This window comes from Brevibacillus brevis, assembly GCF_001039275.2.
In the GTDB taxonomy this organism is placed as follows: domain Bacteria; phylum Bacillota; class Bacilli; order Brevibacillales; family Brevibacillaceae; genus Brevibacillus; species Brevibacillus brevis_C.
The window spans coordinates 4,604,659-4,624,456 of sequence record NZ_CP030117.1 but is presented as its reverse complement, the minus strand read 5'-3'; the positions used below and the strand labels follow the sequence as shown (position 1 = coordinate 4,624,456).

Genomic DNA, 19,798 nt, shown 5'->3' with positions numbered 1-19,798 from the left:
ATTGCGATGATTCATCGATTGGAACCAAAGGATTATGCAAAAATCAGGACGTTGCTGTCACCTGATAACGTGAACGATTTGACCATCCATGCGATTATCAATGGGACAAATCGAGGAGCGATTTACGTAGATGATGTGGAGCAGCCCCGGACAGCATTGGTCGATCAAACCGGCGTGATCAGTATTTTCGTAGGGGATGCTGCCAATGAAGCGTTCACAGCCGATCTGGGTGCCTTTATCGAGGGGGAATTACGCAGATATACGACCGAATCATGCGGGGGCACTCATTTTTTGGCAGTTGTGCCTGATGAAGCGTGGGAAAAGGCAGTGACCAAAGCTATCTCGCATCGAGAGATAGAAACGGATTGGGAGTATTACTACCAGTTCAATCCCGAGCAATTCCAAGCGCGAAAGATCAGCTATCGCCCTCTGCCTGAAGGATACACGTTGAAAAGAATCGATGCAGGTGTCATAGAAGACGACCCTGACAACACCCTGATCGAGGTTGTAGAGGAATTCTATCATTCGGTGGATGATTTTTTGCAGTGGGGTGTAGGTTTCAGCGTATGTAAAGGAAATACGATTGTGAGTGCTTGCCTGTCTTGCTGTGTCCATGAGCTTGATCATGAAATTAGCGTGGAAACCTACGAGGAAACCGACATGAACCAGGGCTTTGCTACGCTAGCTTGTGTGGCGTACCTGGAGCATTGCATGGAACATGGGCTGACCCCGCACTGGACCACGCTGGAAACCAATGAGGAGTCAGTGCGACTGGCAACAAAGCTAGGATTTGAACCGAAAGAAAAGGGGAAAATACTGGAGTTCGAATACTAAAACGATACGGGTATCCATGGGTTGTCGAAATCACTTCGGCAACCTTTTTCACTAGGAAAGGAAGAGAAGCAAGAGGGAAATACGGTATGAAAAGTGAATATTTTGATTAGTTGCAGAAACGAACAGGAACCATCGGGCAGCGACAGGAGTGGGATAAACAAATGAACATGGCATTAATGGTTCCGTTGACGGAGCGGACGGCTGTTTTGATCGTGGTGGCCTTGCTGTTTACGCGTGTACGTGCATTCCGCAGCATATTGAACCAGCAAGCAACGTGGCGAGAAAAAGCACTGATGGTCGTCATTTTTTCTGCTATTTCCATACTGGGTACATATAATGGCATCTGGTATCAGGATGCGATCGCGAATTCACGCGTGATTGGGACTGTCGTGGCGGGCTTGCTGGCTGGTCCATGGGTAGGGCTGATGACGGGACTGATTGCGGGGATTCATCGTTATTCATTGGGGGGCTTTACGGACGTGGCTTGTGCCATCTCGACGATAAGCGAGGGCTTGTTTGCGGGATTAATTTATCAGTTCCGCCGTAACCGCAGCAAAAAAATCGGGTGGACGACAGCACTCGTCGTCGGTTTCTTGGCGGAGTGGCTGCAAATGGGAATTGTTCTGCTCATCGCACGTCCTTACGCTGACGCTTTGGCATTGGTGCAGGCCATAAGTGTACCGATGTCTATCGTCAATTCGGTCGGAATTGCTATTTTGATCATTATTATTGATTTGGCCAAAAAGGAAGAGGATCGGATTGGCGCGCTCCAAGCCCAGCGAACGCTGCAAGTAGCGGACAAAACGTTGTCTTACTTGCGTCAAGGACTGACGTATGACTCTGCCCATAAGGTAGCGGAGGAAATATTGCGGACGACGCGTGTAGCAGCGGTAGCGATTACCGATACGCGCTCTGTACTTGCACATGTTGGCGCAGGCTCATCCCATCACGTAGTGGGAGAAGGCATAACGACCAAGGCGACCCGTGAAGTTTTATCAACAAAAGAAGTAAAGATTGCCCAGACGAAGGAAGAGATTGGATGCAGGGAGACGAATTGTTCCTTGCGCTATGCGATCCTTGTCCCCCTGATGCGAAGACGTGAAGTGGCGGGCGTGCTCAAGCTGTATCAGGATCGCTCACGAAAACTATCGGCGGTGGACTTGGAACTCGTACGCGGATTGGGGAACCTGATATCGAGTCAGCTCGAACTGGCTGAGCTAGAGAAGCAGTCCCGTCTGTTGGCAGATGCAGAAATCAGAGCCTTGCATGCGCAGATCAATCCTCATTTCTTGTTTAATGCGCTCAATACGATCGTTTCCTTTATTCGCTTCCGGCCCGAGCAGGCGCGCGAACTGTTGATTCATTTGGGGGAGTACTTCCGGCGTAATTTGCATGACTCTGGCGGATATGTCAGTTTGGCGCGTGAGCTGGAGCATATCGAAGCGTATTTGGCTATCGAACGTGCGAGGTTCGGGGACAAGCTCCATGTAGAGTACGACATCGAGGATGGGGTAGAGCGGTTTACTGTGCCAGGACTGATTTTGCAGCCGCTGGTAGAAAATGCGGTCAAGCACGGGCTGTTGCCCAAGCGCGAAGGGGGAACCGTCGTGATTCGTGCGCGCCGCAAAGAAAAGCAAACCGTCGAACTGACAGTGGCAGATAATGGAGTAGGAATGAAAGTGGACCCATTCGAGCCAGCCCTAGATGAGAAGAGTGCAGGGCGGCAATTATCCGGGATCGGTCTTGCCAATGTAAAAAGCCGTCTCCAGTCGATCTACGGAGAACCGTATGGAATCGTGATCGAGAGCAAAAGCGGGAGCGGCACAACATGCACCATACAATTACCGATAGGGGTGAACGTCAGTGCTCAAAGTGTTCATCGTCGATGATGAGACGCCTGCCAGAGAAGAACTGCGGTATTTGCTGGAGCAGTTTTCGGAGGTGTCCGTAGTAGGAGAGGCGGGCAGCGGGGAAGAGGCGTTGGAAGCGGTGCTTCAGACAGAGCCGGATGCGGTTTTTTTGGACATCCATTTGCAGGACAGGGATGGCGTCGATGTGGGGCAGGAGCTTCTGGAATCCATGGTCAATCCACCTGTCATCATCTTCGCAAGTGCTTATGAATTTCATGCGGTTCGAGCATTTGAGGCCGAAGCCGTCGATTATATCGTCAAGCCGTTCAGCGAAATGCGTCTGGAAAAGACGATGAATCGGGTACGAAGAATGAGGCGGAAAATTGAGCCTGCATTGGACACGTCACCTCTACTGGAGGAAAGGCTACAGTCCCTTCTGCAAAATGTGCTGGTCGATACTCAGCCGCGTCGTGTCCCGGTGGAGAAAAATGGCAAAATCATGCTGATTGATCCAAACGAAATCGTCTATGCTACCTTGGAAGGAAGGTATGCGAGCATTTATACAGCAGGTGAGCAATATGCGACCACGTTTACGTTGCAGGAGCTGGAGAGCAGACTGTCCCGTCAGCAATTTTTTCGGACGCATCGCGCTTTTATTGTCAATTTATCCAAAACGGCAGAGCTCGTCCCTTGGTTCAAAGGCTCGATTCATCTCGTCATGCAGGATCATCGCAAAACAGAAGTGCCTGTCAGTCGCAATGTCGTGAAGGAATTGAAGAAACGACTGGGGTTTTAAAGGAAACAGACCAATCCTGCGTCCGGTTTGGGGAGGATTGGTCTGTTTTTTTTGACTGCCTACACGGGATAGTCATCGTTTTTCTTACGTGTCACCATGATCCCGCCCAATACGATCAGGATCAGGCCGAGGATGCCGCCCACTTGGGTGGACGCCAGATTCGCAATCAAAAATACGATGGCAAGAACGGTGAGGATGCCAATGGGGATCAAGAGAGCGGGTTTGCGATTGCCGAATATGTACAGCTCGGTAAGCCCCACGGCAGGACCGATCAGGAAGAAGGGCCACGTCGTGCTCATATCCCCGTGAAAAAATAGCTGGCTGAAAAAGAAGAGTGGGGCATAAACGAGCAAGATCCCGCCTGGCACGAGCAATCCAGCACGATTTGGCTTTGGGTTCATAAAAAAGAAAATATGAAACCCGATTCCTGGGATGAGAAGGAAGACTGGCCATAGCAAGTCCATTGCGAGCGGTACGTTCAGGTAGGTAGCCAGAACAAAAATCGCTCCGATTCCGATAATGATGTAACCCCCGATTCGTCGCATGTGCGTATTCTCCTTTTTGAATTCCATACCAATTTATGTATAACTTTAACATATTGTGGGGGAGTTTGTATCAGACTCGGGGCGGAGACTTTCTACGTCCCAAAATTGAACGCGCTTACACTCAAACGAGGATGGTGCAGCTTGTGCCTGTTTTTGTACGGTTCAGCCATTTTTTATGTTGGCAAGCTGTCCGATGTGATACGTTTTTCTAAGGTTTATTGCCTGAATATTTGATGAATAGGAGGAGGCGACTCGGATGAAGAAATGGTTTCTTTCCCTCTTGATTTGGGGCGGGATAGCCGCATTGGGTGCTGTCGGGTTCGGGATGATAGCCCTCTGGCAAGGGGAATCAGTCAACTCGTTCTGGTTACTGACAGCCGCATTTTGCACTTATGCTGTAGCTTATCGTTTTTACAGCAAATTCATAGCCAAAAAACTAATGTCACTCGATGACAATCGCGCTACTCCGGCAGAAGTGAACAACGACGGCAAAGACTTCGTGCCCACGAACAAATGGGTGTTGTTTGGGCACCATTTCGCTGCGATTGCAGGAGCAGGCCCGCTCGTAGGTCCTACGTTGGCTGCGCAAATGGGATATTTGCCGGGAACGATCTGGATTATCGTCGGGGTCGTGATCGGTGGGGCGGTGCAGGACTTCATTATTCTGTTCGGATCGATGCGTCGCAACGGAAAAAGCCTTGGTCAAATCGCCAAGGAAGAGATCGGTCCTGTTGGCGGAGCACTCGCTTTGATTGGTATTATTGCCATTATGATTATCCTGATTGCTGTTTTGGCGATGGTGGTTGTAAACGCTCTTGCTGAATCACCGTGGGCTACCTTCACGATATTCATGACCCTGCCTATCGCGATATTGATGGGATTGTATATGCGGTATATACGACCCGGGCAGGTATTGGAAGGCTCGATTATCGGGCTTGCTCTCTTGTTCTTTTCCCTCTGGCTCGGTCAAATCGTCGCTGCATCGCCAACATGGGGACCAGCCTTCACGTTTTCCAAAGTCCAGCTTGCCTGGATGATCATTGTGTACGGCTTTATTGCCTCTGTTTTGCCTGTGTGGCTGCTATTGGCACCGCGCGATTATCTCAGCTCGTTCTTGAAAGTAGGGACGATTGCGGTATTGGCGGTGGGAATTGTGCTGACACTGCCGCCATTGCAAATGCCAGCACTGACGAAGTTCATTGATGGAACTGGCCCAGTTTTTGCAGGAAATCTGTTTCCCTTCTTGTTTATTACCATCGCGTGCGGAGCCGTATCAGGATTCCATTCACTCGTATCATCCGGAACGACGCCGAAGATGATCGCGAAGGAATCGCATGCGCCATTGATCGGTTATGGCGGGATGCTGATGGAGTCTGGCGTCGCGGTTATGGCGATGATTGCAGCGTGCGTGTTGACCCCCGGTGTCTATTTTGCGATCAACTCACCTGCCGCAGCAATTGGCGTGGATGCAGTCCAGGTTGCGACGACGATAACGGGCTGGGGCTATACCGTAACCCCTGACCAATTAACGACGCTCGCCAACGACATTCAGGAAAAGACGATCCTTTCCCGAACGGGCGGAGCGCCGTCACTGGCAATCGGGATGGCGACAATTTTCTCGGGTGTACTCGGTGGCAAGGCATTAATGGCATTCTGGTATCACTTTGCGATCTTGTTTGAGGCTGTCTTTATTTTGACGACGATCGATGCGGGAACGCGTGTCGGACGATTCATGGTACAAGACATGCTCGGCAACGTCATTCCGAAAATGAAGGAAGTCAACTGGCTACCAGGTAATCTGATTGGCTCTGGGATCATTACCATCGGATGGGGATACTTCCTGCTCCAAGGTGTCATGGACCCGTTGGGAGGCATTTACACTCTGTGGCCGCTCTTTGGTATCGCCAACCAGATGCTCGCTGCAATTGCGTTTACAGTGGGAACGACGATTATTTTCAAAATGGGCAAAGCTGCTTACTCCTGGATCACACTCGTACCGATGGCTTGGCTGACGACGGCTACGCTGACAGCGGGCTGGCAAAAGCTGTTCCATCCTGATCCCAAAATCGGGTTCCTCTCGCATGCAGAATCATTCCAAAAGGCTCTGGATGCCGGTACGCTGCCAAAAGGAGTAAAAACAGTAGAAGCTGCTCAAAAAATGATCTTCAACGACCAGATCGATGCTGTGGTATGTGCAATCTTCATGGTCATTACGATTGGGATCATTCTCGACGGTGCGAGGGTATGGATTAATATTCTCCGCGGCAAGCATTATCCGTTGCAGGAGTCGCCGTACATCAAGTCCAAAGGAAATGTATTTGACGGGAAAGGACATCACGTAGCATGAGGCGCAAGCTGAGAGCCATGCGAAAGGCAATGCGCAAAGTGAGCTCTGCTATTAAAACGATTTTCGGAATGCCAGACTATGATCGCTATCTCGCTCATTGGTATGAGACACATGGGGCACCGGGTATCTTTCCGATGACAGAGCGTGAGTATTACATGTACGCATTGACCGAACGATTTGAAAAAGGCGGCGTAACGCGCTGCTGCTAAAGTGGTCATGTAAAAAAGGGTGTCTCCCCGGTCAGAAAATGACGAGGGAGAGACCCTTTTTCAATCATTCGGGAGCTGGGTGCAGCAACGATATTTCAGGCGCACTCCCCATGGCTAACGTGTGGTGTAACAGCAGGTAAAGTATGGTACACTAAATCATATAGCATGACCGTTTTTTAGCACGAGCTGTCTCATCATTATCAAATAAAACGTCGAAGCCTCTCTTTCTAAAAGAAAAGGGCGTGCTTTGCGAAAAAATAAGTCAAGTTTTAGGTGGCGATACGTGTGCAAGCATCAACACTGGCGGCTCTCAAGGAGCTTGCTTTGCAATGCGCCCGTTCAGCGGGTGAGCTGAGTCTGAAGCGAATGAAGGAGCCTTTTACCGTCGAGTATAAAACATCAGCCTCCGATCTTGTTACAGCCGTAGATAAAGAAGTAGAGAATCACGTCATTCAAATGATTCTTGCACGCTTCCCTGATCACGGCATTCTTGGAGAAGAGAGTGCACATGCGGAGGATTACAAGCAGTATGACACGCTCTGGGTCATCGACCCGATTGATGGCACGACCAATTTTGTGCATCAGCAAATCAATTTTTCCGTTTCCATTGCCGTTTACCATAAGGGAGAGGGAATGGTCGGAGCGGTTTACGATCCTTCCAGAGACGAGTTGTTTTATGCGGTAAAAGGAGAAGGGGCTTTTCTCAATGATCGTCCCTTGCAGGTGAATCGAGCAGTGAGCCTGGAGCAAGCTTTATTGTGCACGAGCGTATTTTGGAACAAGCGTGCTGAGCAAATCGGCATCGACTTGATCGTGAAAAAGCTGGCTGGGAAGGTTCGCGGTATGCGCCTTTTAGGAAGCGCCGCTCTGGAGATGGCGTATGTGGCTGCGGGAAGACTGGATGGCTACGTCAGTATGCAGCTCAATGCGTGGGATTTCGGGGCAGCTCGCATTATTGTAGAGGAAGCGGGCGGCCGGGTGACGACCATGATGGGGACACCACTACCGTACGACCAAAAAAGCAGCGTGATGGCTTGCAACCCGACTTTTTATGAGGAGCTGCAGCATTACCTGAAATCCGAACATACGGATATACCTTCACAAAATTAAATGTCACAAGAACCCGCTGGACATACGCATCCAGTGGGTTTTCTTTTGCTAGGCAGATTGGTTTCCATTAGGACGGCGGTTGCATATGCTATAAAACATAGTCGGAAGACGAGCAGCGACTGTATTTATTACGAAGTCGGCTTGTCCGAATAAAGGGGGATAACCATGACCCTGATCGAGGAAAGTATAAAGTTGATCCTTCAGCATCAAGCGAGTACGGGGGCGTATCTCGCTTCACCCGCATTTGCCCACTATCAGTATGCGTGGCTCCGCGATGGAACATTTACGGCCTACGCGATGAACCGTACGGGCAATCATGAGAGCGCCCGCAAGTTTTACCAATGGTGCGATGATGTGATCCGAAAGCATGAGCCAAAGGCAAGAGCAGCCATTTCGGCAGTAAAAAAAGGATTAGATAAAAATGATGCGGGGAACGACCGCTTTTTGCATACCCGCTATACAGCGGACGGAGAAGAAGTAGCCGGAGAATGGGGAAGCTTTCAGCTCGATGGCTACGGGACATGGCTGTGGGGGCTGGCTGAGCATGTGCGGATGAGTGGGGAGCATGACTTGATTCACGAGCTGAAGCCTTCTATTGAACTGACGATTGACTATGTAATGGCGTGCTGGCAGCTCCCGAACTTTGATTGCTGGGAAGAGGGAGGAGACCGAATCCACCCGGTGACGCTAGGAGCCATTTATGCCGGGATCAAGGCGATGGAGCCTTATTTGTCCGACCGAGCTTTCGAACTCGCTCAAGAAGGAGAGACCATTCGCCAGTTCATACGCGAGCATGGCATAGCCAACGGGCGATTAATAAAATCCGTCGGGGACCATTCTGTAGATGCAAGTATGCTCTGGCTGGCACTGCCGTATGGGATCTTCGACGTCGATGATCCACTGATGATCCGAACCGTGCAGGCCATAGAAGAGGAGCTGCGCGCAGGAAACGGGGTGCATCGCTATCCAGCCGATACGTATTACGGCGGAGGGCAGTGGCTGCTGTTATCCGCGTGGTTGGGCTGGTATTACGTGAAAACGGGCAAGCGTGAAGAAGCTGAAAAGATAGCTGTGTGGATTGTGTCCCAGCGCCAAGCGAGCGGACTGCCTGAACAAGTGCAGGAGCATTTGCTTTCTCCGGCTCATTATGAGATGTGGGTGGAGAGGGCAGGCCGTCCTGCTGTGCCGCTCCTTTGGTCGCATGCGATGTTTCTCGTGTTGGCGGTAGAGCTCGGCATTTGACACTAGCCAGGAAGAGGGTCTTCCTGGCTTTTCTTATTACTGACATCTATTGACACCATTTGTTGCTATGCTCATTTCAGGAGCGAACAGAGTGGTGTTCAACCGGGATAAAAGTGACACAGAGCATGAAGCTCTTCATGTAGCCAATTGATAAGCTCAGCAGGCTCCTCTACTGTCGCTTCTCTTCCCAGACTAAGTACAAACCGGGCTACCCAATCTATGTCGGAGGGAGCGATGGTATCAGTAATGAAGCCAGAGCCATCTGCCAGAAGCGTAATCTGATTGCCGAATTGATGGTGGATTTCGGCGAGTTTGCAGCCTTTTCTCGTCAAACGAATTCGCAGGGGAAGCTGCACTGGTTCTTCATGCTGCGAGACATGCGGACCAGGCACGACAGATGGGACATCTACAATCGTCATGGCTTGGATGCGGTCAACGCGCAGCTTGATCGTGCATTGCCTGAGAAAGCAAAAGCATTTGCAGTACCAGTAGCCATCGAAGGCGTACAAATAATCGGGTTGAATGATGCGGGTGCTTCGTCGGTTCAGGGAGTCGTACGTAATCTCCACAGCTTGTTGTGATAGAGCAGCATCCAAGAGCGGTCGCAAAAACGGCGCCTCCACACTTCTGCTCGGGTTCGTCACCCGCAGTTTTTTGCGCAACTCCTCTACCCTAGTCAAAGCGTCTGTTGGAAGACTCGCAAGCAGCTTGGCGATCACAGACAAGGTTTCTTTTGCAAATGGCTTGTCCGTGTAGGAGAGAAGGGCTTCATACGACAAAATCAGAGCAACGGCTTCCTCTGTCGTGAGGGCAAGGGGCGCTAGCTGATGGGATCGAATCAGTCTGTAACCACCGCCAGGACCGGGGGAAGCTTGCAAGGGTGCACCAGCCTCGCTGAGCAAGTGCAAGTCACGCAGCATCGTTCGTTTGGACACGGACAACGTATTGGCTAAATCACCCACGGTAAAGGTTTTTCCAGTGTGGAAAAGCGCAAGCAGTTCTAGTAAACGACCTGTTCGGTTCATACGTATTCCTCGCTTTAGCTAAAACGAATGAAGGGATGAGTCAAAGTGAAGTCAATGACAGTTTATCAGCAGGGGACAAGGTTACATGTATGGGAAGGTGCGCGAAAGGGTGAAACGATTTTGTTTTTGCACCCCCAAGGCGGGACCTCATCTATCTGGAACGACATGTTACCTTATTTTTCAGAGGATTTCCACATCATTTGTATGGATCTGCGTGGACATGGCCAGTCAGAGCATGCGGCTACTGGCTACGATATCAGTACGCAATGCGAGGATATACGGGCAGTTCTCGATCATGCTGGGGTAGATAGAGCGCATCTGATTGGCAATTCTCTCGGCGGAGATTTCACCACCTTTTTTGCAGCAAGGTACCCTGACCGTGTGCGTTCACTGATCAATCTGGATTCAGGCATGATTGATTTCGTGGGCCCAAATGGCGAGCGGGAAGGATCAAAAGCTGAAATTTTGGAGCAGTATCGCAAGCGTGCAGTGCCAGCGTTTCAGCATCGAGAAGAGTTTGCGCCATACGCGAGGCAGCATTGGCAGCCGTGGGACCCGTATTATGAAAAATGGTTTCAGCATGTGACGATCTACCCTCTGTCTGATGGTTTGATCACGTATCAGATACCCACTGCCATTAACCTTCAAATCATGGAGACAGTCTGTGATCTGCACTATGAAGATGCCTACGCACAAATGAGCTGCCCGGTTCTGTTTCTCCCGGCGGAGACAGAGCCCAAGCTCGATGTAAAGCTCTCTCTCATTCAAAAGGTTACGAGACATCCGCAAAGCAAGACGGTAGTCATTCCAGGTTCCAAGCACTTGATGCCGATCGATGCGCCGCTAGTGACAAGCATGGAAATACTAGCGTTTCTAAAAGCCTTGGTGCTTGACGGTCCTTCTGGATAACCGAGGCTTCATCGTTGCAAGCAGGACACCGACAAGCGTCACAACGCCACCAGCCATCGTCACAAGCGTAGGACCTTCACCCAGCCACATCCAGGCAATCAAAAAAGCGAGCACTGGCGTCATATAAAGGGAGGTAGTAGCCTCTGAGGTACCAACGACAGAAGTCACATAGGCGAGGGACAAATAAGCAACAACGCTAGGGAAAATCCCCAAATACACAACACTGAGTGTCACATCCCATGGCGCTTGGGCTATCGCTGTGCCAAGCCCGGGCAAAAAGAAGAGCATACATAAGGTACCTGCCCACAAGGTGTAGGCGGTAAATGCGAAAACGCCGTATTTTTCTACGAATGGCTTCTGAAACGCAAAGTAAATGCTTTCGCTAATGGCTGCTAATAAAATCAAGAATATTCCGTCTGATATAGACAGGGTTTCTCCTGTACCAATCGTGCAGATGGCGACTCCGAGAAAACTGATCAGTGCACCTAACCAGCCTCTCACACCGAAATGCTCCCGGAAAAATAGGAGAGCGAGGAGAGCGGAAAAGATCGGCGTCGTCGTGACCAAAAGGCTGGCTACACCTGCACTTACAGTCATCTCCCCGTAGTTGAGCGCTGTATGGTAAACGGCAAAACCCAAGCCCCCAAGCATAAGGATCGCTGGGACGTCCTTTAACTCCGGCAGACGGGTGCGGAAAAAGAGTGCAAGTATCCCGAGAAAAAGAGAGCCGATAAGAAAGCGAAGCAGCGAGAGATGCTCCGGCGAGTAGGCTTGCAGCCCAACGCGAATACCGGCAAAGGCCGAGGCCCATAACAAGATGCTGATAGCATGTGCAGCGAAAATACGACTTCTGACATGATGAAACAAGATAACTTCCCTCCTTTAAATGAAAAACCAACCAGCTATTCATTGCTTCTTCTATCTTTTCCATGGTAATCAAGAAATGGTAAAATATCTGCAACCACTCGGCTATCAAAAAAACCAACCACTTTTACCTAGAAAGATGAGGAAGACGAAGGGGATCGATCAGGTTGTACAGAGAGAAACGGCTGCCGAAATATCGGAAAATTATTGATTTTATCAAAGGAAAAATTTCGAGCGGAGAATGGCCGATTGGCAGCAAAATCCCCAGCCAACGCGAATTAGCACAATCGTTCGAAGTCAATCGGAGCACGGTCATTGCGGCATTGGAGGAGTTGACCGCAGACGGATTGATTGAGGGAAAGCTGGGGATGGGCACTGTCGTCGTCAATAACACCTGGACGCTGCTGGCTACAACACCACCTCCGGATTGGAGTGAGTACGTCAGATCCGGATTACACAAGCCAAGCATGACGGCGGTTCAAGAAATCAACAAGCGTGAATTCCAGACCGAACTGATTCAGTTGAGCAAAGGAGAGCTCTCCCCAGACATGTTTCCAGTCGAAGCGATGAAGCAAGTCATGGAGCGGGTGACGAGGAACCTAAGCGGATTTGGATATGAAGAGCCGAGAGGATACCTCCCCTTGCGCCAAGCGGTCAGTGATTATGTCGGACGACACGGAATTACAACCTCGCCATCTTCTGTCTTAATCGTGTCTGGTGCATTGCAGGCACTCCAATTAATTTCGGTTGGGTTACTGCATCGAGGTTCAACCGTGTTTTTGGAACAGCCTTCGTATCTCAATTCTTTGCATGTGTTCCAGTCGGCGGGGATGGAGCTTGCGGGATTGCCGATGGATCGTCAGGGAATGATTGCACAGGCGATCTATGAGAGGCGAAAAGAGGAGCATGGGGCGATTCTGTACACCAATCCTTGTTTTCATAATCCAACAGGCATCCTGATGACAGAAAAACGTCGGTTGGAGCTACTACGGGTATGTGAAGAAGAGCGTCTGCCGGTTATCGAGGATGACATTTACCGCGAGCTGTGGACAAAAGAGCCTCCACCGCTGCCGCTCAAGGCAAGAGATAAACACGGACATGTCCTGTACATCGGGAGCCTGTCCAAGACACTGACCCCCGGCTTGCGGATTGGTTGGGTAGTGGGGCCTGAGCCAGTAATCGAACGTCTGGCCGATATCAAGATGCAGACGGATTACGGGGTTAGCTCGTTATCGCAACGTGTGGCGGAGGAGTGGCTGTCGAGTGGCTTGTATGAGAGTCATATGGACAAGGTCAGAGAGCAATTGGTTACGAGACGATCGGCTGCTGTCCGGGCACTTACGAAGCACATGAGTGAAGTCGCGACGTGGGAAGTGCCTGCCGGAGGATTTTTCATTTGGCTGAAAATGAAAGGAGATCTCTCGATGATGGAGCTCTTTACAGCAGCCAAACGCCAGGGTATTCTGCTGAATCCGGGCAAGATTTACGGGGAGACCCAAGAAGGATATGTGCGGCTGTCATATGGGTACTCGTCGATCGCCGATTTTGAATCTGGCATCGAAAGACTGGGTCAAATCGTCCGCGATCGTAGATAAAAGCAGAAGAAAGGTGGGGATGGAGGAAAATGGGGTATTTAGAAATAACGAAAAAGAATATAGAAACGGAGCACATATGCTGTGCATTAGGTGCAAAACAATACGAACATGCAGTAGCCGAGAAGAAGAAATGGCTGACAGAGCGAATGGATGAAGGATTGGTTTTTTATCGCTTGGATGAGCGGGCAAAAGTGTTTATTGAGTACTTGCCTGCGGAAATGGCATGGGTTCCTATTGAAGCGCCCAATTATATGTATATCAACTGCTTGTGGGTGTCTGGCAGATATAAAGAGAACGGGTATGCGAAACAATTGTTGCATCATTGCAAGGAAGATGCGGTCAAACGTGGTATGGACGGAATCGTTCATATCGTTGGGAAAAACAAGTACCCGTATTTGAGTGAAAGGCGTTTTTTTGAACATATGGGGTTTGAGCTGGCAGACCAGGCAGAACCGTATTTTCAATTAGTGGCATGGAAATGGAATGAACAAGCTGCTATGCCGTCCTTTAAGAAAACAGGAACGACTTCTCCAATGGAGAAAGGCGTCACCATTTATTACACAGCGCAGTGTCCATTTGCTGTTGGTGTTTTGGAAGAGCTGAGAAAAGTAGCGGAAGCGAAAAGTGTCCCCTTTCATGCGTATAGGCTGACAACGAGGGAAGCAGCACGGAACGCGCCTGTCATATGGACGACCTTTGGCTTGTTTTATCAGGGTGAATTTATTACCCATGAAATCATGAGTGCCAACAAATTTGAAAAATGGCTAACCGAGCTTCTCGCACACCAAAAGCCCCGCCAATCCCAATAGGCGAGGGCTTTGTTCGTGTGGCTACTTGCTCGTTGGCGTGAAGTCTATACCTTTTACATATTGCTGGCTGTGAACGGCGAACTCTGCCGTGAGTGGGGAGATGTGAACCATATTGCAAAAGGAGCGGTTATTAACTGTTCCAGTCCACCTGATAAACCCGGCCCAGCAATTTGCGCGGTAGATTTACTTGTCTCTAGCTTGCTATTCCCATCAACAAGCTGCTCCTTACTCACAATGGAAGGCAAAAAGGATGTATAAGCAACATCAAAAAAGACAGTACAGATCCCCACTATGAAGGCAACCAAATATAGAACTGTCATATTCAGGAATCCAGTTAGGGCTGTCAGTGGCACAATGAGCAGTAATGCACCCCTGAAAAAGTTAGCGGCGACAAGAATTGGTCGCCGGGGAAATCTGTCTATCCATACACCAGCGAGCAAACCGAAAATGATGAATGACGCATACTCGGCAAAACCAAGCAACCCCATTTGCATGGGACTGGCCCCTAAATAGAGAGCTGCCACTAATGGCATTCCTAATAATGCAACCTGAGTCCCAAACTGTGATGCAGTTTGCCCAATCTAGAGCCTGCGAAAATCTGCGTTAGTTAACAATCCTTCCACCTTGTTACCCATGTTCGTTCCCCCATTTTTCGTTACAACTAATTTCCATTTTTAGTATAGGGGAATGTACGTTTCAAGATCTTGCGCTTTCATTATCAACCTCTAGACCGGTACATTCGGAAGTTCGTCAGTTCCTGATTTGAACATTCTCAAGCTGTAGTTTTCTAGCTGATTCGGTTATTGAATTTTTATTACACCTGCGTTATATTTCATATATGAAATACTAAAGATAAGGAGTCTCTCTATGCATACATTATCGAATGTCGAATTCATGCTCCTGCAAATGATCGCGGAACATCGTCAAGCTTCCGGATACGATATTATGAAGTTAGTCGAACAGCGAGGTTATAAAGAATGGGCGAATATCGGTACAACCTCGATATATACAGGATTGAAGAAACTTAGCGATAAAGGATGGATCTCACCTGAGACATCCGACGAGAAATCCGGCAAGGGGCCAGCGCCGACCCGGTTTGCCCTCACCGAAGTGGGTATACGTAAGCTGAGAAATGAAATTCTTGATAGTCTGTCGTCTACACGGGAACGGGACAATCGCTTCGATCTCGGTTTGGCCGCTTTGCCCCATATCGGGAAGGAAGAGGCCGTCATTGCTTTACGGAAACGACTGGATTTTCTTGAACAAGCCTCGATAAAAATAAGACAGAAGTACGAGTCACAAGGCGGAGCTAGCTTGCCGCTGAACGTAAGGGCGTTGTTCTTGCATCCATTCAGCTTAATCGAGAGCGAGCAAGCGTTCGTTAGACGTTTCATACATGAATTATTGGAGGAGGCAAGTAGCCATGGTCAAATTTATTGAAGGTTTCATCCCTTATCAAGGCGAACATTGCGAAACAACCGCCATGGGCAATTTAATGCAATATGCGGGAGTCCACCTGTCTGAACCGATTTTGTTCGGACTCGGGCAAGGTCTTGGATTCATATACTGGGATTCGAAGGGAATGGACTTCCCCTTCATCGGAGGAAGGATAAAACCGGATAAACTGACCGCTTATCTCGCCGAACGACTCGGCTTGAACGTCAGATATCAAGAAACCTCGTCCGTCAATAAGGCGTGGCAGAACGTCCGAAGCAGCATCGAACACGGGATTCCGGTTGGGCTTAAATTAGATGCCTATTACTTGGATTATTTTACGAACAAAGTGCACTTCGCCGGTCACTATGCGGTACTTTACGGTATAGATGACGAATACGCCTACTTGGCGGACACCAGACAACAGGGTGGACTAGTGAAGACGAGTTTGACAAGCTTGGCCGCTGCCAGAAATGCAAAGGGACCCATGAGCTCCCGGAATCGTTCCTTTACGATCGAGCCAAACGACGCATTGCTTCCGCTTGTTTCTGCTATGCGCGAATCCTTGACCATGAATGCGCATGACTATCTGAACCCGCCCATTCAGAATATTGGCAATAGAGGCGTTGTTAAAATGAGCAATGAAATCTTGAAGTGGCCTTCTCGCAGCAACAATTTCGAACATGATTTATGTCTTACCGCGACGCTAATGGAGCGGGCGGGAACCGGCGGCGCTTTATTTCGGAATCTGTATAGGGATTATTTGAGAGAATGTGCTGATCGGCTGGAGGACCCGAGGATCGAACAAGCCCACTCTATGTTTACAGAGATCGCACCAATGTGGGTTAGCGTGTCTGCTTCAATCGACCATGCAGGAAGAACAGGTGAGCACCAAGAGCTCGTGCACGCGTCTAAGCTGTTGCTCGAGATTGCGGATAAAGAACGCGCAGCCATGGAGCTATTGTTGTGATAGCCTTATTTCATATCAGTAGAAAATGACCGTCCACCCATTACGGTGAGCCTTATCATCAGTTAAAGCTGTAATTTAACGAACGGACGATAGCTCAATAACACAATGGAGTCTAAGACTTCGGGATGGATCCTTCCGAAAATACCTATATGCTTTAATGATCGCGTATAATAGCTCGATTTCAAAAAAGGAGGAATCAGAAAGTTGAAGTTCTATCGCTATGTGTTAAGTATCCCACCTTTGGATTGGGAGTGTTGCTTTCTTAGCATTGAGGAGTATAAGCAGAGCTTTGCGAATAAGTATAATCAGAATATAGAGTATTACAGGCAAGTTATCGGGGATTGTCAACAGCATCTCGCTGATGTCGACAACCTTGCTGTTGTGACTTATAAAGATCTGTGTGCAAGCGTTCATTCTGCTGAGCTGCGCTGTCCAGCCATGATTTTCTCCATACCGAGTGGCGATCATAGAGGTTCAGCTTTATTTTGTATCATGTACAAGCTTGAAAACGACGGGGATACGTTTATCTACTCTCCTGTTCCACTTGTTCATCTGGAGCAAGATCGAGCAGGTGAAATAGAGCTTTAAATTCGCACGCAATAAAAAACAACCATTTTTATCCAGAGTCAGAGGAAAGGTGGAGGTGATAAAAAATGGGGTATATAGAAATCACGAAAAAGAACATAGAAACGGAGCACATATGCTGTGCATTAGGTGCAAAACAATACGAGAGTGCAGTAGCTGAAAAGAAGAAGTGGCTGACAGAGCGAATGGATGAAGGATTGGTTTTTTATCGCTTGGATGAGCGGGCAAAAGTGTTTATTGAGTACTTGCCTGCGGAAATGGCATGGGTTCCTATTGAAGCGCCCAATTATATGTATATCAACTGCTTGTGGGTGTCTGGCAGATATAAAGAGAACGGGTATGCGAAACAATTGTTGCATCATTGCAAGGAAGATGCGTTCAAACGTGGTATGGACGGAATCGTTCATATCGTTGGGAAAAACAAGTACCCGTATTTGAGTGAGAGGCGTTTTTTTGAACATATGGGGTTTGAGCTGGCAGACCAGGCAGAACCGTATTTTCAATTAGTGGCATGGAAATGGAATGAACAAGCTGCTATGCCGTCCTTTAAGAAAATAGGAACGACTTCTCCAATGGAGAAAGGCGTCACCATTTATTACACAGCGCAGTGTCCATTTGCTGTTGGTGTTTTGGAAGAGCTGAGAAAAGTAGCGGAAGCGAAAAGTGTCCCCTTTCATGCGTATAGGCTGACAACGAGGGAAGCAGCACGGAACGCGCCTGTCATATGGACGACCTTTGGCTTGTTTTATCAGGGTGAGTTTATTACCCATGAAATCATGAGTGCCAACAAATTTGAAAAATGGCTAACCGAGCTTCTCGCACACCAAAAGCCCCGCCAATCCCAATAGGCGAGGGCTTTGTTCGTGTGGCTACTTGCTCGTTGGCGTGAAGTCTATACCTTTTACATATTGCTGGCTGTGAACGGCGAACTCTGCCGTGAGTGGGGAGATCGACTGCCAATTGCGCACTGCGAGCACCACTTCCCTTGTAATCGGGGGCGACAGAGGGATCGCTACGACTTTGGGGATGACAGGTGGCATGTACAGTTCAGGCATAATGGTGACGCCGATATACTCCTGCACCATGGTCAGAATCGTATACACCTCACGTACTTCAAACGTAACCGTTGGGGTGATGTGATTCTCTTGCAGCATTTTTCGGATACAGCCATCCTTTGGCATGATAAAACAACGCTCCGCGATTTCGGAAAAACGAAGGGTTTGACTGTCCTTCAAAGGATGGGTATCTGGCAAAATGACCATCATTTCGTCTTGCAAGAGCGGCAACGTTTGCATTTCTTTATCAGGCATAACGGTAAAGGCAATGTCGACAACCGAGCTATGCAGCCAGTTGCTAATTTCATCGCTATCGCCTTCCAAAAGCAGGATGTCCACGGCCGGAAACCGCTTGCGAAAGCTGCCCAAAAGTCCGGGTAAAAAGCGGGAGGCGACGCTGGGGATCGAGGCAATACGCAGGGTACCGGACGAAATCCCGCGGGCCACGTTTGCTTCCTCCGTCATGCAGGATGTAATGTTCAAAATGTCGCGAGCGTGCGCAAGCATTCGCTCTCCGATGCTCGTCGGAGTGATTCCGCTGCGACTTCGCTGAAAAAGGCTGACGCCTAGCTCTTTTTCCAGGGTCTGAATCATTTGCGAGACGGCGGATTGCGTAAAGCCGATTTCTTCTGCTGCCCGCGTGAAGCTACCAGCTTTTGCTGCGGCGACAAACACTTGCAGTTGGGTAAGCGTCATGTCTCCTCGTTCCCTTTCATTAGTTTTATCTTATGAAAAATATTATAAATCATTGTTTTACTAATGGAAAAGAGCTTCGTATAGTAAAAGACATCACCACCAAGAACATACGAGGAGGAACATAGATGCATCCCGAATGGCAGCGAATTGCAAATGAATTTATCGAGGCGACCTCTTACCGAGTAGGCGAGCTGGAAAAAGGCTGGGCCTCTCGTTACGATTTTTCGAAAAGACCGGCGACGTATTTGCGCTATGAAGAGGTATTTATTCGCATTGATTTGGGCAAGCCGCAGTTTCCGGCGTCCGTCGATTTGTGGGAGGTCCTCGCCAACCGAAGATCCAAGCGTAATTTCTTGAAGCAGCCCATGACGCTTAACGAATTGAATCTCCTACTGTGGGGTACACAGGGCATCACAGATGATCTGGGAGACTATCAATTACGCACAACGCCGTCTGCCGGCGCCCTGTATCCGATTGAGACGTACCTGATGATCAACAACGTGGAGGGGCTGGAGAAAGGCCTGTATCACCTGGATGTACAGAATTGGTGCTTGGAGGGACTGAAGAGAGAAGACACGTCCGAGATCGCCTATCTGTTCACGGAAGAACAAGAAGTGACAAGACGGGCCGCTGTCAATTTTGTTTGGACAGCCATGGTGGATCGCACGAAAGACAAATACAAAGAGCGTGCGTACCGCTATATTTGGTGGGATTCCGGGCACGTGTCGCAGAACCTGCATTTGGTAGCAAACGGACTGGGGCTTGGGGTAACGACGATTGGTCACTGGATGGATCATGATATGAATAAATATTTAGGCATTGATGGCACGTCCCATTTGTCTGTTTTGATGGCTTCAGTAGGCAAAATCGCAGGTGGGCATTGGCTGACGGACCGACGACCGGAATAAGCAACAAAAAAGGAT

Annotated in this window: 20 protein-coding genes; 15 read left to right on the top strand and 5 right to left on the bottom strand. The window is 49.2% G+C overall.

Going from position 1 to position 19,798, the window contains the following annotated elements; genetic code table 11:
- Window positions 1–6 precede the first annotated feature (6 nt).
- The 3 genes from AB432_RS22375 (at window position 7) to AB432_RS22365 (ending at window position 3,480) form a co-directional block, all read left to right on the top strand.
- Window positions 7–834 (top strand): GNAT family N-acetyltransferase, encoded by an 828-nt coding sequence (locus tag AB432_RS22375; protein ID WP_048034154.1) that lies wholly within the window; start codon window positions 7–9, stop codon window positions 832–834.
- Between the two features lie 161 nt (window positions 835–995).
- Window positions 996–2,723 carry a sensor histidine kinase gene (locus AB432_RS22370; RefSeq protein ID WP_048034153.1) on the top strand — a complete coding sequence of 576 codons (1,728 nt, stop codon included), beginning with the start codon at window positions 996–998 and terminating at the stop codon, window positions 2,721–2,723.
- Entirely contained in the window at window positions 2,698–3,480 is a 783-nt protein-coding gene (locus AB432_RS22365; RefSeq protein ID WP_048034152.1) for a LytR/AlgR family response regulator transcription factor, read from the top strand. The genes AB432_RS22370 and AB432_RS22365 overlap by 26 nt, the downstream gene beginning before the upstream one ends.
- Window positions 3,481–3,539: 59 nt before the next feature.
- Here the strand turns inward: AB432_RS22365 and AB432_RS22360 are convergent, their stop codons facing one another.
- A complete protein-coding gene (locus AB432_RS22360) occupies window positions 3,540–4,025 on the bottom strand; it encodes a hypothetical protein (RefSeq protein ID WP_048034151.1) in 486 nt (161 codons plus the stop codon).
- 256 nt (window positions 4,026–4,281) lie between these two features.
- Here AB432_RS22360 and AB432_RS22355 point away from each other — a divergent pair, with 256 nt between their 5' ends.
- The 4 genes from AB432_RS22355 (at window position 4,282) to AB432_RS22340 (ending at window position 8,933) form a co-directional block, all read left to right on the top strand.
- Window positions 4,282–6,372: a carbon starvation CstA family protein gene (locus AB432_RS22355; protein WP_048034150.1), complete on the top strand. Its 2,091-nt coding sequence runs from the start codon at window positions 4,282–4,284 to the stop codon at window positions 6,370–6,372.
- Window positions 6,369–6,581, top strand: a complete 213-nt coding sequence (locus tag AB432_RS22350) for a CstA-like transporter-associated (seleno)protein (RefSeq protein WP_017250626.1) — start codon at window positions 6,369–6,371, stop codon at window positions 6,579–6,581. The genes AB432_RS22355 and AB432_RS22350 overlap by 4 nt, the downstream gene beginning before the upstream one ends.
- Before the next feature lie 285 nt (window positions 6,582–6,866).
- The gene (locus tag AB432_RS22345; protein ID WP_048034149.1) at window positions 6,867–7,691 is read left to right on the top strand and encodes an inositol monophosphatase family protein; all 825 of its coding nucleotides are present in this window, start codon (window positions 6,867–6,869) and stop codon (window positions 7,689–7,691) included.
- Between the two features lie 165 nt (window positions 7,692–7,856).
- Entirely contained in the window at window positions 7,857–8,933 is a 1,077-nt protein-coding gene (locus AB432_RS22340; RefSeq protein WP_048034148.1) for a glycoside hydrolase family 15 protein, read from the top strand.
- Window positions 8,934–9,031: 98 nt separating this feature from the next.
- Here AB432_RS22340 and AB432_RS22335 read toward each other — a convergent pair whose 3' ends face one another.
- Entirely contained in the window at window positions 9,032–9,958 is a 927-nt protein-coding gene (locus AB432_RS22335; protein WP_053079614.1) for a helix-turn-helix transcriptional regulator, read from the bottom strand.
- Window positions 9,959–10,012: 54 nt separating this feature from the next.
- Between AB432_RS22335 and AB432_RS22330 the strand changes: the two genes are divergently transcribed.
- Window positions 10,013–10,867: an alpha/beta fold hydrolase gene (locus AB432_RS22330; protein WP_053079613.1), complete on the top strand. Its 855-nt coding sequence runs from the start codon at window positions 10,013–10,015 to the stop codon at window positions 10,865–10,867.
- Here AB432_RS22330 and AB432_RS22325 read toward each other — a convergent pair.
- Window positions 10,832–11,734 (bottom strand): DMT family transporter, encoded by a 903-nt coding sequence (locus AB432_RS22325; protein ID WP_048034147.1) that lies wholly within the window; start codon window positions 11,732–11,734, stop codon window positions 10,832–10,834. The two genes, AB432_RS22330 and AB432_RS22325, sit on opposite strands and share 36 nt — an antisense overlap.
- 164 nt (window positions 11,735–11,898) lie before the next feature.
- Here AB432_RS22325 and AB432_RS22320 point away from each other — a divergent pair, with 164 nt between their 5' ends.
- Together AB432_RS22320 and AB432_RS22315 are read left to right on the top strand one after the other, a co-directional pair.
- Window positions 11,899–13,326, top strand: coding sequence for an aminotransferase-like domain-containing protein (locus AB432_RS22320; RefSeq protein ID WP_048034146.1), 1,428 nt, complete (start codon window positions 11,899–11,901; stop codon window positions 13,324–13,326).
- A 29-nt stretch (window positions 13,327–13,355) separates the two neighbouring features.
- Window positions 13,356–14,135: a GNAT family N-acetyltransferase gene (locus AB432_RS22315; protein ID WP_048034145.1), complete on the top strand. Its 780-nt coding sequence runs from the start codon at window positions 13,356–13,358 to the stop codon at window positions 14,133–14,135.
- Between the two features lie 53 nt (window positions 14,136–14,188).
- Here AB432_RS22315 and AB432_RS22310 read toward each other — a convergent pair whose 3' ends face one another.
- Entirely contained in the window at window positions 14,189–14,716 is a 528-nt protein-coding gene (locus AB432_RS22310) for an MFS transporter (protein ID WP_268811858.1), read from the bottom strand.
- A gap of 286 nt (window positions 14,717–15,002) precedes the next feature.
- Between AB432_RS22310 and AB432_RS22305 the strand changes: the two genes are divergently transcribed.
- From AB432_RS22305 to AB432_RS22290, 4 genes are all read left to right on the top strand, one after another.
- Window positions 15,003–15,575: a PadR family transcriptional regulator gene (locus AB432_RS22305; protein WP_048034144.1), complete on the top strand. Its 573-nt coding sequence runs from the start codon at window positions 15,003–15,005 to the stop codon at window positions 15,573–15,575.
- Window positions 15,559–16,539, top strand: a complete 981-nt coding sequence (locus tag AB432_RS22300; protein ID WP_048034143.1) for a BtrH N-terminal domain-containing protein — start codon at window positions 15,559–15,561, stop codon at window positions 16,537–16,539. The genes AB432_RS22305 and AB432_RS22300 overlap by 17 nt, the downstream gene beginning before the upstream one ends.
- A 204-nt stretch (window positions 16,540–16,743) precedes the next feature.
- Window positions 16,744–17,127: a hypothetical protein gene (locus AB432_RS22295; RefSeq protein WP_048034142.1), complete on the top strand. Its 384-nt coding sequence runs from the start codon at window positions 16,744–16,746 to the stop codon at window positions 17,125–17,127.
- A 65-nt stretch (window positions 17,128–17,192) separates the two neighbouring features.
- A complete protein-coding gene (locus AB432_RS22290; protein WP_048034141.1) occupies window positions 17,193–17,972 on the top strand; it encodes a GNAT family N-acetyltransferase in 780 nt (259 codons plus the stop codon).
- 21 nt (window positions 17,973–17,993) lie between these two features.
- Here AB432_RS22290 and AB432_RS22285 read toward each other — a convergent pair whose 3' ends face one another.
- Complete coding sequence (locus AB432_RS22285; protein ID WP_048034140.1) at window positions 17,994–18,875, bottom strand: LysR family transcriptional regulator; 882 nt, start codon at window positions 18,873–18,875, stop codon at window positions 17,994–17,996.
- Window positions 18,876–19,000: 125 nt separating this feature from the next.
- On the opposite strand from AB432_RS22285, the gene AB432_RS22280 reads away from it, so the two are divergent.
- Window positions 19,001–19,783, top strand: a complete 783-nt coding sequence (locus tag AB432_RS22280) for a SagB/ThcOx family dehydrogenase (protein ID WP_048034139.1) — start codon at window positions 19,001–19,003, stop codon at window positions 19,781–19,783.
- Window positions 19,784–19,798 lie beyond the last annotated feature (15 nt).